Annotated in this window: 12 protein-coding genes and 1 other annotated feature (1 of these 13 running past the window's edge); of the genes, 8 read left to right on the forward strand and 4 right to left on the reverse strand. The window is 53.7% G+C overall.

Annotated elements, in window-relative coordinates; genetic code table 11:
- Positions 1 to 6, forward strand: a binding site (T-box leader); it begins 350 nt to the left of the window's first position.
- A gap of 68 nt (positions 7 to 74) precedes the next feature.
- The 4 genes from DNH61_RS14085 (at position 75) to DNH61_RS14100 (ending at position 4,599) form a co-directional block, all read left to right on the forward strand.
- Entirely contained in the window at positions 75 to 1,658 is a 1,584-nt protein-coding gene (locus DNH61_RS14085; RefSeq protein ID WP_245948174.1) for a 2-isopropylmalate synthase, read from the forward strand.
- 435 nt (positions 1,659 to 2,093) lie between these two features.
- Entirely contained in the window at positions 2,094 to 2,963 is an 870-nt protein-coding gene (locus tag DNH61_RS14090) for a helix-turn-helix domain-containing protein (protein WP_111147275.1), read from the forward strand.
- Between the two features lie 35 nt (positions 2,964 to 2,998).
- The gene (locus DNH61_RS14095; protein WP_111147276.1) at positions 2,999 to 3,955 is read left to right on the forward strand and encodes a helix-turn-helix transcriptional regulator; all 957 of its coding nucleotides are present in this window, start codon (positions 2,999 to 3,001) and stop codon (positions 3,953 to 3,955) included.
- 68 nt (positions 3,956 to 4,023) lie between these two features.
- Positions 4,024 to 4,599 (forward strand): DinB family protein, encoded by a 576-nt coding sequence (locus tag DNH61_RS14100; protein ID WP_111147277.1) that lies wholly within the window; start codon positions 4,024 to 4,026, stop codon positions 4,597 to 4,599.
- A 99-nt stretch (positions 4,600 to 4,698) separates the two neighbouring features.
- Here the strand turns inward: DNH61_RS14100 and pstA are convergent, their stop codons facing one another.
- From pstA to DNH61_RS14120, 4 genes are all read right to left on the reverse strand, one after another.
- Entirely contained in the window at positions 4,699 to 5,592 is an 894-nt protein-coding gene (gene pstA / locus DNH61_RS14105) for a phosphate ABC transporter permease PstA (protein ID WP_111147278.1), read from the reverse strand.
- Positions 5,592 to 6,551, reverse strand: coding sequence for a phosphate ABC transporter permease subunit PstC (gene pstC, locus DNH61_RS14110; protein WP_111147279.1), 960 nt, complete (start codon positions 6,549 to 6,551; stop codon positions 5,592 to 5,594). Before pstC ends, pstA begins: the two co-directional genes overlap by 1 nt.
- Before the next feature lie 101 nt (positions 6,552 to 6,652).
- The gene (locus DNH61_RS14115) at positions 6,653 to 7,504 is read right to left on the reverse strand and encodes a phosphate ABC transporter substrate-binding protein (RefSeq protein ID WP_111147280.1); all 852 of its coding nucleotides are present in this window, start codon (positions 7,502 to 7,504) and stop codon (positions 6,653 to 6,655) included.
- A gap of 49 nt (positions 7,505 to 7,553) precedes the next feature.
- Positions 7,554 to 8,924, reverse strand: a complete 1,371-nt coding sequence (locus DNH61_RS14120; RefSeq protein WP_181438710.1) for a stalk domain-containing protein — start codon at positions 8,922 to 8,924, stop codon at positions 7,554 to 7,556.
- Positions 8,925 to 9,291: 367 nt separating this feature from the next.
- On the opposite strand from DNH61_RS14120, the gene DNH61_RS14125 reads away from it, so the two are divergent.
- The 4 genes from DNH61_RS14125 to DNH61_RS14140 all read left to right on the forward strand — a co-directional run bounded on the left by DNH61_RS14125 (position 9,292) and on the right by DNH61_RS14140 (position 12,769).
- Positions 9,292 to 10,059 (forward strand): DUF2087 domain-containing protein, encoded by a 768-nt coding sequence (locus DNH61_RS14125; RefSeq protein ID WP_111147282.1) that lies wholly within the window; start codon positions 9,292 to 9,294, stop codon positions 10,057 to 10,059.
- A 29-nt stretch (positions 10,060 to 10,088) separates the two neighbouring features.
- Positions 10,089 to 10,487, forward strand: coding sequence for a GIY-YIG nuclease family protein (locus DNH61_RS14130; protein ID WP_111147283.1), 399 nt, complete (start codon positions 10,089 to 10,091; stop codon positions 10,485 to 10,487).
- Between the two features lie 301 nt (positions 10,488 to 10,788).
- Positions 10,789 to 11,511 carry an ABC transporter ATP-binding protein gene (locus DNH61_RS14135; protein ID WP_111147284.1) on the forward strand — a complete coding sequence of 241 codons (723 nt, stop codon included), beginning with the start codon at positions 10,789 to 10,791 and terminating at the stop codon, positions 11,509 to 11,511.
- Positions 11,512 to 11,524: 13 nt separating this feature from the next.
- The gene (locus DNH61_RS14140; protein ID WP_111147285.1) at positions 11,525 to 12,769 is read left to right on the forward strand and encodes an ABC transporter permease; all 1,245 of its coding nucleotides are present in this window, start codon (positions 11,525 to 11,527) and stop codon (positions 12,767 to 12,769) included.
- Positions 12,770 to 12,777: the final 8 nt, after the last annotated feature.

Below are 12,777 nucleotides of genomic sequence, written 5' to 3' on the forward strand. Positions count from 1 at the left end.
TCTTTTCCGGGAGACGGCAGGTCTTTTTTGCGTGCTGCGACAATAAAGATCCAATTAAACGGAGGGAATATACGATGAATATGAATGTGAATAACATGTCCGGTAACAAGTCCAGAATCCACATTTTCGACACTACGCTGCGCGACGGAGAGCAATCGCCAGGGGCCTCTATCAAGCCGGAGCAGAAAATCATTTTGGCCCGCCAGCTGGAGAAGCTCGGCATTGATGTTATTGAGCCGGGCTTCCCGGTATCAAGTTCCGGTGAATTTGCGGCCGTACAGCAGATATCCCGCGAGCTTCAGCAGACGGAGATCGTCGGCTTCGCCCGGGCGGTGCGCGGAGACATTGATGCCGCAGTCAAAGCTACGCAGGATGCTGCGCGCCGCCGCCTGCATCTGTTCATTTCATCGTCGGACATTCATCTGAACTTCCAGCTGCGCAAAACGCGTGACGAGGTCATTGCCATCGCACGCCAGATGGTGGCGTACGGCAAGCAGTTTGTAGACGAGATTGAGTTCTCGCCAATGGACTCTACCCGTTCGGGCATGGAATTTGTGATTGAGCTGGTGGAAGCCGTCATCTCGGAAGGGGCGACCATCATTAATCTGCCGGATACGCTTGGCTACGCGCTGCCCGAGGAGTACGGCGAGCTGTTCCGGACCGTGCGCAGACAGGCGCGTGGCGGCGACAAGGTCAAATACAGCGCCCACTGCCACAACGATCTGGGCATGGCGGTTGCCAACAGCATAGCAGCGATCCGGGCGGGTGCTACTCAGGTTGAAGTTACGGTTAACGGCATTGGGGAGAGGGCGGGCAACTGCTCGCTGGAGGAACTGGTGATGGCGATTCAGACGCGTTCCGATGCACTTCAGGCAGAAACGGGTATTAATGTGGAAGAAGTGTATAACACGTCCCGGCTGGTCAGCCGCACGATGAATTTTCCGCTGGCCTACAACAAGCCGATTGTGGGACGCAACGCCTTCCAGCATGAATCGGGCATTCATCAGGACGGTCTGCTGAAGAACCGGAACACCTATGAGATTATGGACCCGGAGGCAATGGGCATTCCGCGCAGCATGATTATTCTGGGCAAGCATTCCGGACGGCATGCGATCAAGGACCGGGCGGCCTCGTATGGTGCAGAGCTGACTGCCGAGCAGCTGGAGGCTGTTTATGAACAGTTCAAGGTGCTGGCCGACGAACAGAAGATTGTTACAGACGATCAGCTGATGCGTTTGATCGGGGAATTATCGAGCGAGCATGAGGAGCCTTATATGCTGACGGAGCTGCAGGTTCTGTCGGGCACCCAGCGGGCAAGAATGGCATCGGTAACGATTCGGGAGCGCGAAGGACGCGGGGAGCGTACGTACTCCGCTATTGGCACCGGGCCGATTGAGGCGGTTATTAACTGTATTCGCCAAGCGATTCCCGCGGCGGCTGAGTTTGAAGATCTGGAGCTTCATTCGTTATCAACAGGAGAGGATGCCAAGGGCGAGGCTGTTGTCACGATTATCCACTGTGGACAACGCTATAGAGGGACATCCATCCACAATGACGTCATACTGGCGGTAGCGGAAGCTTATATTGGCGCCTGTAATCAGGCCGTAATGAGCGCGGGCCGGAATGAGGAGCGGAAGAAGGCTGAAACGGCAGGATAAACAGGAAAATTTTTGGTTGTGCACAAACTTATCCACATATTAACGTGAAACTGTGCATAACCCTTTAGAGGCCGTATGGCAGGCGGCTCTAGTGTTTTGAGCGGAAGGGGATAGTTTTTGCACAGCCCTTCTGTGGATAATGTGGATAATGTGTGTAAATATTTCATAAGGCCCGCCTGTTGTACACAATTCATCAAAAGTGTGCTTCCGGCGGGCTTTTTTTACTGATGAAACCTGCCTGAATTGCCTTACAATTTATACTCAGCTGTGGATAGATCTGTGGAAAACGTGGATAGCTTTATTTCCCCAGTTTTTTTGTCCGTTCGAGCGTTCCCAGCGGCAGAAGCTTTTGATAGAATAGGAGGGCAATTGATAACAGGGCAGCAGGTAATTTCATATCATCGATGCTGCGGCTTCGGATCTGGGAGACTACTTATGATGAGTCAAACGAGCACACGCATTCTGACATTTTTGGCTCCGCCGCTCCCGTATTTTATTGAATCAAACAGGGTTTGCTACCATCCGGGAGCCGAGCATCCTAACCGGTCCAATCTGGGAGTGTTCGATCTGCTGTTTGTCCACAGCGGGACCCTGCATGTAGCCGAGGAGCGGCGCAGCTGGTCGCTTGGCCCGGGCCAAATGCTGATTCTGCGGCCAGACCGCTGGCATTATTCACCCAAGCCCTGCGACGAGACGACGGTTTTTGATTGGGTCCATTTCCAGACGGCCGGAGAATGGGAAGAGTCTGACTATGTAAACAGCGGTACACTCCATGGCGATTACTATGTGTACGCGATCCGGCTGCCGAAATTTCTTCAGCTCGCTTATCCGGAGCAGGCGAAGGAGACCTTCGCGAAGATGCATGAGGCCGCCCACGCCTCCTCGCATGCATCCTTCTGGGAACGCCAGCAGCTGTTCCTGCATTTGATCGAAATGCTGGATGAGGGCTGGCGCAATGATTCAGCCCCTACATCGGTAGGCGTTGCTGAGCGTGCGGCCGCTTTCATGAAGATGAATTATCGTAATCCGGTCACGAATAAGGAACTGGGAGAGGGACTGGGCCTGCACCCAAACTACATAGCGCGCTGCATGGTGGAGGTATACGGCTGCACGCCGCAGCAGTATATGCTGCTGTATCGTCTGGATCAGGCAAAGCTGCTGCTGCTGAAGACGGACTGGCCGGTTGCGCGTATTGCCGGTGAGACGGGATTTCGCCAAACCCCGCATTTTTCCCGCTGCTTCTCGGAGCATACCGGATTATCACCGCTGCAGTACCGCAAGCAGTACACAAGAAGCGGTTCTTAATTGTCCGATACTGCGATTAGGGGTGTGAACGCAGGATGAAAATGGAGCGGTTGCTCGCTATCGTTATGCTGCTGCTGGGCCGCAAGCGGATCAGCGCCCGTGAGCTCTCCGAACGGTTCGAGGTATCCCAGCGCACCATCTATCGGGATATTGAGTCCTTATGTGCTGCCGGGGTTCCAGTGGCCGCTCATACTGGAATGGATGGCGGCTACGAAATTATGGAGCAGTACCGGATTGAGCGGCAGTATCTCACTATAGAAGAGCTGGAATCGATCGTTGTGGCGCTGCGCGGCGTGCATTCCACAATGGATGAGAAGCTGATCAGCGGTGTGCTGGACAAGGTAAGCGCGCTCGTTGCCGGGAGCGGTCAGGACGGAACACGCACTGCACAGCAGATGATGATTGACCTGAACCCGTGGCATGCCGGTAACGCTGAACGTAAACGGCTGGACAGCCTGAAACAGGCGATTGCCTCCTGCAGACATATCGAATTTCATTACACCAACGGACGGGGAGAGCAGACGAGACGAACCTGTGAGCCCATGCTTGTTGTTCTGAAGGGCTATGTATGGTATTTATACGGCTACTGCCTGCTGCGTGAAGAGTTTCGGATCTTTCGCCTGTCGCGGATTAAACAGCTGGAGCTTCTGCCCACAAGCTTCGTGCGCAGAGAGAGCGAACTTGCTTTAGAGCCGCTTCGTTGGGACAGCTTGCTACTGCAGGATAGGCCGCTGATCCGTCTTAAGCTGCTCTTCGAACCGGCGAGCCGTGCCCTTGTTGAGGACCGGTATGAGCCGGATAAGATTCAGGAACAGCCGGACGGGAAGCTGCTGGTGGAGTCGGTGCAGCCTGATGAGCCGTGGCTCTACGGCTGGCTGTTGTCCTTCGGGACGAATGTGCGGGTTCTGGAGCCGAAGGAGACAGCAAGCCGGTTATACAGGGAAGCCATGGAGATTTGCAAGCTTTATCCGGACAACATTCTGAAACACTGACATACAGTTGGCAGTTACCTTCCGTTATGATGATGAAGAATCATCATTCCAGGGAGGTTTTTTGTGATATGTATACGACAATTCAAGCATTTGAAGCGGAATGGCTGAATGAGAGTGCGGCTACGGCTAGGGTGATGGACAGTCTCACAGATGAGTCGCTGAGCGTCCGGATTGCGCCCGACTTCAGGACCCTGGGACAGCTGGCCTGGCACTTGGTGGATTCGCTGCATGAGATGTTGAACAGGGCGGGACTGGAGTTCGAAGCGCCGCATCGTCTGGTAGCCAGATTGACCGGGAACCTGCAATCGCCGGCTGCGGAGCAGGACAGCAGGGATGAGGAAGGAAAGTATGCAGACCATACACCGGCTTCAGCTGCATTGATTGCCGAAGCCTACCGGATGACGAGTCGGAGTATGCTGGAGGCAGTACGCAAAGGCTGGACAGACACTGACCTGCTGGCCGTACAGAACATGTACGGTGAAGACTGGCCGAATGGCTTGACGCTGAAAGTTCTGATTATGCATGAGGTGCATCACCGCGGCCAAATGACCGTCCTGATGCGCCAGGCCGGACTGCGTAACCCTGATCTCTATGGTCCTACCCGTGAACAGTGGATTGAGCAGGGATTGATGCCGCTGGTCTAAGGAGGACGCCTGATCATCAGGATGGTATAAGAAAGACGGATAGCCGCACAGCACCCTTCAACAGGGAGCATGCGGCTATCCGTCCTTGCGATCAGGCGATTATTTCAACCTGCGGCTGCTCAGCCAGAGCGGAATGCGGAACAGCAGGTTAATGGTGAGCACAATGCAGACCAGAACTGCTGCTGCTTTCTGGGCAATATCCGCAGCGTCAGGCACAATGGCTTCAGACTGGACATACCACAGATGCACAGCCAGATTGGCACCCGGGGAGAGGAGGTTGAAATCCCACATCTCTCCGGAGGTCGATACGCCGCCTGTCAGAATAATGACGGCACTCTCGCCGAAGGCACGCCCGGCTACCAGACAGATACCTGTAATGATGCCGTTCTGGGCCACAGGAATCAGTACCCTTATGATGGTCTGAAGATGCGTGCCGCCAAGCGCGAAGGATGCGTTCTTGATATCCTGCGGCACCGCCCGGATCGATTCCTCCGTCACCCGGGTGAGAACCGGCAGGTTCAGGAAGGCGAGGCTGACCGCGGCGCCTAGAATCGTCAGCCCGACCTCGAACAGCTCGACGAACAGGGCGATGCCGAACAGGCCGAAGATCAGGGAGGGGACTGATGCCAAGCCTTCTACGCAAATCCGGACGAAGCCGATCCACTTGTTATCCGGCGCAAATTCGGCAAGATAGATTCCGGCAGCCATGCCGAGCGGAATGGCAATGATCAGCGAGATGATCAGAATATAGAACGAATTGAACAGCATCGGACCGATGCCGCCGCCTTCTTCGATTTCACTTGGAAGACCATAGAGGAATTCCAGCGAGAGCTTGGGAAGCCCGTCTTTTAGAATCAGGAACAGCAGCCCGAAGATAAACAAAATGACGGTTATGCCGATCGACCACACCAGGGCAGTGAAGATATGGTTGCGGAGCCGGTTCATGCTTCTGCCTGAAGAGAATGGATTGCGTTCAGCTGTAGTTGGCCGCATCAGACACGCCCCCCTTTTCTCTGAAACAGGCGTACCGCTACGATCATCAATAAGGAAATCACGAGCAGCAGGAAGCCCATCATGTAGAGTGCATAGTTCCAGGTGGAGTCAAACGGGACATTCGGAATTTGCATCACAATATTGCTGGTTAGGACAGAGGTCGGCTTAAGCAGGCTGTCCGCAAGCTGCGGCGTGTTGCCAATAACCATGACGACAGCCATCGTTTCACCGATTGCACGAGCCATACCAAGAATAACAGCATACATAATACCGCTCTTCGCAGCGGGCAGCATCACCTTAAAGATGGTTTGGAAGCGAGTGCCGCCTAGGGCATAGGATGCATCAACATAACGCTTCGGTACGGCCGAGATGGCATCATCGCTGATCCTGCTGATTGTGGGAAGAACCATGACGGTCAGTACCAGCGATGCAGCGAGCAGGCCATCCCCCATACTGGAACCGGTCAAGTCGCGGATCAACGGGATCAGAATGGTCAGGCCAAGATAGCCATAGACGACCGAAGGAATGCCGACCAGCAGGTCCATAACCGGACGAAGCAGGTTCTTGAGCCAGCCAGGCGTCATTACCGCCAGGAATACCGCCACGAATATGGAGATGGGGACGGATATAGCCAGGGTGAGCAGGGTAAGGGCGAGGGTGCCGAAGATAAAGGACAGCGCACCGTACTGCTCATTCTCCGGCACCCATTCCGCGGAGAAGAAAAACTCGGAGAGAGAGACATCACGGAACGTTAATATGCCGGTACGGAACATCAAGCCCAGAATGGCCAGAAGGATCAGACAGACGAAAGCAGCGCAGCCGATACAGATATAACGGAACAGGCGGTTCGTGAAGAACAGCCGGGATTTGCGGTCAAACGGCTTGCCGGAACGGCTCTTCAGACTGGAGCCGAGTTCCCCGGCGGCGGCGGGCTGCCCGGCTGTGGATGGATTAAGCATGCTACAGTTTCCTCCAATAGATAGAACAGCCAGCTGGACCTAATCAGGCGCCAGCCGGCTGTTCTTCCGGTTAAATGTTTGCTCTAGAATTTGCAGGAAGCTTATTTCATGGCCGAAATCGGAATGAACTTCAGCTTTTTCAGAGATCCATTCTGGAATTTGGCGCTTTGCACATATTTGATGAATTCTTTCGTAGCATCCGACGGCTTCTCGCTCGTCATGTAGTAGCCATAGCTCCATACATCATACTTCTTGTTAATGACATTGGCTTCTGTTGGGGCAACGCCGTCAATCTTCAGAGCCGTCATCTTGCTTGTGACATAAGCCAGGTCCATGTAACCAATTGCGTTTGGCGTTGACTCGACAGCTGTCTTCATATCGCCGCTCGACTTTACTTCCTTGTAGTTGCTGCCTTTGCTCATGAAATCGGAACCTTTAAGCGCTTTGAGCTGGAAGTTAACGCGTGTACCCGAGCCGAAGGAACGGTTAACAACAACGATCTCCGCATCAGAACCGCCTACGTCCTTCCAGTTGGTCACTTTGCCGGAGAAGATGTCCTGCAGCTGCTTCGTCGTCAGGTTGTCAACTTTGACATTGCTGTTCACAACAGCCGCAAAAGGGATTACCGCTACTTTGTTGGCAACTTGTCCGGTGAATTTCTTGAAGCCAGGTACGTCAGTGGACGCGTCCCAGTCACAGGCACCGATATCGGCAATGCCTTTGCGAACAGCCTGAGGACCGGTAACCGAACCAGCGGCAGAAGCGGAGATTTTAACCTTAGGGTGCAGCTTCTTGAATTCGTTAGCAGCCTGCAGGGTAAGCGGCAGAAGGGCGGAAGAGCCGTTGATGACAACTTTACCGCTCAGCTTGCTTGCGGCACCTGCGGATGTTACAGCGGACAGCGTGAATGCGGCTGCGAGTGTGACGACAGCCAGTTTCTTGAACCATTTCATAGTGGAAATCTCCTCTCAATTTGTAAACTTTATTGTTCTTAAATGTTAATTATCGTGTGATTGCCTTCCAGCTGCCGCCAACGAAGGTATAGAGAATGCCGTCCTCGATCAGGGCCAGCTGGTTTCCATACGGCAGAATGGAGGTTACGCTGTCAGACAACGTGTTGATCAGCTTCTTGCTGCCGCTCGATAGATCGATTTCGTACACAAGGTTGTTAGTCTCGCCTGCTGTCAGAACATACAGCTTGTTCTTGTGCTTAACTGCCTGCATGACATCGCCTTCCGCAACTGCGATTGCTGTCTGCTTCTCTTTATTTACCGAAACGACGGTTGCACTGCCTTCTTCCGGCACACTTACATAGTAGGCAGATCCATACGGCGACAGCTCAAGGAAAATCTTGTCCTCCGTTGAGGTGGTGAGTTGTACCGGCTTGTTGTCGCCTTGATATACGTTGTAGAAGTACACCTGCGGCTCAGTGCCCGTCATATCGATAGAGATTGCGTCTTCGTCTACCGATTTCTTATCATCGGTTGTCACTTTACCCGTCTTAACGACGGTGTAGGCCATCGTTCCGCCCTCTACACGCAGGTTGCTCTTATAATCGACCTTGTCTTCGAGCAGTTTGGTTACCGTGCCGTCAGCTGCGCTGATCTTGGCTACGACAGAGCTCTTGTCGCCCTGCAGGAAGTACAGAGCCGTACCGTCTGCAGACCACTGAAGCTCACTCTTGATGGAGTTATCTTCACCCAGCTTGGAATCCTGCTTGGAAGCCAGATCGAGAATATGCACAAACCCTTCTCCGTCTACATATGCAGCACGTGCACCGTCAGGAGCGATGGCGAGATCGGAAGTGTCCACGGAAACGAGCAGCACTTCGTGCTTGCCTGTCTTGGCATCCACGATATAGTCGGTGCGGCCAGCTTCGCCATAAGTGGAAGCGAGCAGCTTGCCTTTGCCGATCCACTGGGCGGAATCGATCGCTTCCAGCAGGTTGACGGTAGATATGCCGCCATCTGCATCCATGGAAGCGCCAAGGGCTGTTACAACAGCTGAATCAATGTAATTAACACCTTGAACGTTCAGCACGGGCAGAGCAAGCTGCTGAGCGGAACCGTTCACTGTAATTTGCTTGGAGCCCACTTTGAATTCCACCGTACTGTCGTTCAGTTTCATGTAGTAGCTGCTGCCGTTGTGGCCCAGCTCAGCCCCGAGCGATAAAGCAAGGTCGCGTACAGCAACCAGTTGAACAGAGCCGCTGGCAATTGTCCGTACCTGTGTATCCATACCATTGACGTTCAGAGTACCTTGTACAATCTGCACGGCCGATGCTGAACCCGGAGCCGCGTAAGCACCGCCTACGGCTGCTGTACTGATTGCCGCTGCCATCATTGTGACTGCAATCGTCTTTTTCATCGTCATTAGCTTTTGCTCACCCTTCATACTCAATTTTGTTTTTTCTCTAATAAAAGCATGATCGCTCTGCCGACAGCCCGCGTCGGCGATTCGACAGGCTTGATCCCCCCTAGACCGGTCAAGATGCTCGTAAGCTTGTTTACTAGTTCGAAAGCAATAGTAACAGCGATGTGTTAACCGAATATTTTGGAAAAATTAATCAATTGTAAATGAACGATAGTCCTGTTGTATAGGACCTCTTTGGGACCGGAAACTGGGATGGTTCAGAAGAGGAGATGCAAACTTGAAGGGCCAGCTGTTCATTGACTAATTAGCAAACGAAATGGTATATTATCTATAAAATAAACAAACGTATTATGGAGATGATTGGTTTATGGATGTAAATGATCGTTTCTGGAGCGCTGGTTTGGATGAACTGAAGCAGGGTTATATATGGGACCCTCACTCGGCAGCTTACCATTGCCTGATCTGCGGGGAGAGCTATGAGGATGGCCGTGTGTACGAGCATGAGCAGGCTCTCTATGAAGCGAGACGTATGGTGGCTGTGCATATGGAGCATGCTCACGGCTCTATGCTTGCCTATCTGCTCAGTCTCGACAAGAAGGCGACCGGCCTGACGGACTTGCAGAAGGAATTGATTGATTATTTTGCTGCAGGGCTCGCTGATGCGGATATCGTCAAGCGGACGAGCGCGGGAAGTGCCTCGACGATCCGCAACCATCGTTTTGCTCTGAAGGAGAAGGCCAAGCAGGCCAAGCTTTTCCTCGCGGTCATGGAGCTTATGGATCAAGACTCAGAGGGAGGGACGCAGCGTTTTATACCGATCCACCGGACGGCTACGCAGGTCGATGAGCGTTATGCGATTACGGAAGAAGAGTATGAGGGCCTCATCCAGAAGTTTTTCCCTGATGGGCCGGGGGGCAGATTAACGAACTTTCCGCGCAAGGAAAAGCGGAAAATTGCAATCCTGAAGCATATCGCAGGACGGTTCAAGTCCCGGCAGCGGTATAGTGAGCAGGAGGTTAACGATGTGCTTAAGCAGGTGTATGAGTCAGATTATGTCACGCTTCGCCGTTATTTGATTGAGTATGGATTCATGGACCGGGAAAGCGATGGCAGTGCTTATTGGCTGAAGCAGTAGAAGGATGTCAATACAAGGAGGAATAACGGATGGAACAGAGCCGTAAAGATCTGGTCAGACAGTATCAGGACAGGAAGCGGGAGATGGGCATTTATACAATCACCAATACGGAGAACGGCAAGCAGTATGTATCCTGGAGCTTGAATCTCCCAGCAGCGGAAGGAAAGGAGACCTTCGAGCTGAAGATGGGCGGTCACCGCAACAAGTCGCTGCAGGAGGATTGGAACCGCTTTGGGGAAGCGGCCTTCCGCTTTGAGATCGTTGAGGTCCTTAAACTTGATGATTCCATTCGCATGGATTACAAAGATGTTATAACACCCGAGGGCTATCGGGCTGATATCATACGCGACTACCGCAGGCAGCTGGAGAAGCTTGAGGCGGTCTGGACAGAACGGCTCGGCTGCAGGGAACCCAATGGCTATAACTAGCGATTAACAGGACGGAAATCCGGTTAAAAAGAGTTAAGGAGTTATTTTCCAGAATTGGAGGAGCAGGGGGGCGGCTTATTCCTATATGCATGCACCTGCTGCTTCTGCTGGATGGCTGGCAGCCGCTCTGCTCATCATTCAGTGCCCGTCTGTTCATAGCTGCCCTGCAAACGGGCGGCTATTTTTGTTAACAAGCCCGGTTTATTAGGAAGTTGTTGGGCTGTTAGGGCGACCATTCCCCTCCCGCCTCGTATTACATAAGCAGTAAGATACATTTGCCTTGGTTGGAGGTCGATCGGGATTGAGCACGAATACGGAGGAAAGCGGCAGGCTGAACGTAGCCATCCGGCAGGCTGGCTATGATGCACAAGCACCGGTCATCCGGGATGTTGCGTTTGAAGTAAGAGCAGGAGAACTCGTGGGGCTGATTGGCCCTAATGGGGCGGGCAAGAGCACGACCATTAAGTCGATTCTTGGTTTACTCAAGCACCTGGAAGGGGAAGTGGTGTTCGGAGGGGCATCAGGGAGATATGCCTATGTGCCTGAACAGCCGGTCATGTACGAAGCGTTTACCTTGTGGGAGCATCTGCGGCTGGCGGCTTCTGCCTTCGGTATAGACGAGCAGACCTTCGCCAGCCGGGCCGACAGGCTGCTCGGCACATTCCGGTTAACGAACGTTAAGCATGAGCTGCCGGTTACGTTCTCGAAGGGGATGCAGCAGAAGCTGATGCTGATCATCGGTTTTATGCTGGAGCCGGATATTTATATTGTGGACGAACCGTTCATTGGTCTTGATCCCCGGGCGACGAAGGATCTGCTTGATCTGCTCGATATGGAAAGGCAGCGGGGAGCGGGTATTCTGATGTCCACGCATGTGCTGGATACGGCTGAACGTATTTGTGACCGGTTCATCCTGCTGGACCAGGGCTCGGTAATGGCAGAGGGGACACTGCCGAGGGTCAGGGAGCAGGCGGGATGTCCGGCGGACGCGACTTTATTTGACTGCTTTTATGCGCTGACATGAGGGGGCGGCGCGGATGAAGTGGACGAAGCGTGGATTGTTCCATTCCCGGCTGACCGGCAGCTGGATCAAGAATTTTAAGGCCTGGAAGATGGCGCTGGACTGGACGGTCTGGGTCTATTTCCTGGTCCCGGGAACCTGGATCGCTGCGGGCACTTATCTGGAGTGGTGGCGTGAAGAGCCATTCTGGCTGACGCAGCTTCCGGATTGGGTTGTGCTTCTGCCGCTCCTGTTCTTTGCGCTTGGCGGCGGGCTGCGTGTGTTCCTGCATGAGGCGGATATGCTCTTCCTGCTGCAGCGCCGGGAGTGGCTAAGCAGCTTAATCCGCTATGGCGCCTTCTATACGCTGTTGATGCAGGCGGCTGGTACGGCCCTGCTCTGCGGCGTGCTGCTGCTCCCGCTGGTGAAGGGCCTGGGATTAAGCTCTGGTTCCATTCTTGCCTTGGGCATGTTTACCTTGGTCATGAAGTTTGCAATCGGGTTAATACAGAATATGATGTTCGGCCGGTGGAAGGGACTGCAGAAGCTTGGAGTGGACCTGCTGACTGCGCTGCTTGCCTCAGCCGTCTACCTGACGGCTGCTCTGCCGCTGCTGTATGAACCGCTCTGGCTGCTGCTTGCGGCTCTGGCCGCTGCAGCTGCGGGGGCCGGCCTGCTGAGGCGGAAGCTGAGGATGAAGGGAACCTTTACAGCTGATGTAGAGCAGGAGCGCAAGGCATCGGCAGTCGTGACAGAGATGCTGCTTACACCGGTTATGGAGAAGAAGCCGCTTATCAAACTGGAGAAGCCGCTCGTCTTCCGCCAGTCCGGGCGTATATTCAGAAAGTCAGATGCCGGCACGATGCTGGCGGAAATGCGGATGAAAGCCTTCCTCCGGAAATTTGCCAATATCAGACTATGGGTCAGCTTCTTCGCTGTCTCAACGGCCGCTATTGCGGCCTCGCCCGGATGGCTTGGACTGCTGCTGGCCGGGACCTTGCCGCTGCTTGCAGGAAGCTGGCTTCAACAGCACTGGAAGGAGTGGGCGAAGGAGCCTTTTATTATTCAGTTTAATTGGGAGGATGAGTCGCTGCGCCAAGGTGCCTTCCTGTCAGGCTGGCTCCTGCTGCTGCCGGGTGTCATCTGGCTGTTCTTGCTGGCAGGCTGGTTGACGGGCGGCCTGATGATGTCCGCTGTTATGGCTGTCTCCGGCGTCTTCTACTGGTGGACCATGAACAAGCTGCTTAACACTATTATGGACCCGGTTACTAATAAAGAGTAACTTACACA

The organism is Paenibacillus sambharensis (genome assembly GCF_003233845.1).
Classification (GTDB): domain Bacteria; phylum Bacillota; class Bacilli; order Paenibacillales; family Paenibacillaceae; genus Paenibacillus_I; species Paenibacillus_I sambharensis.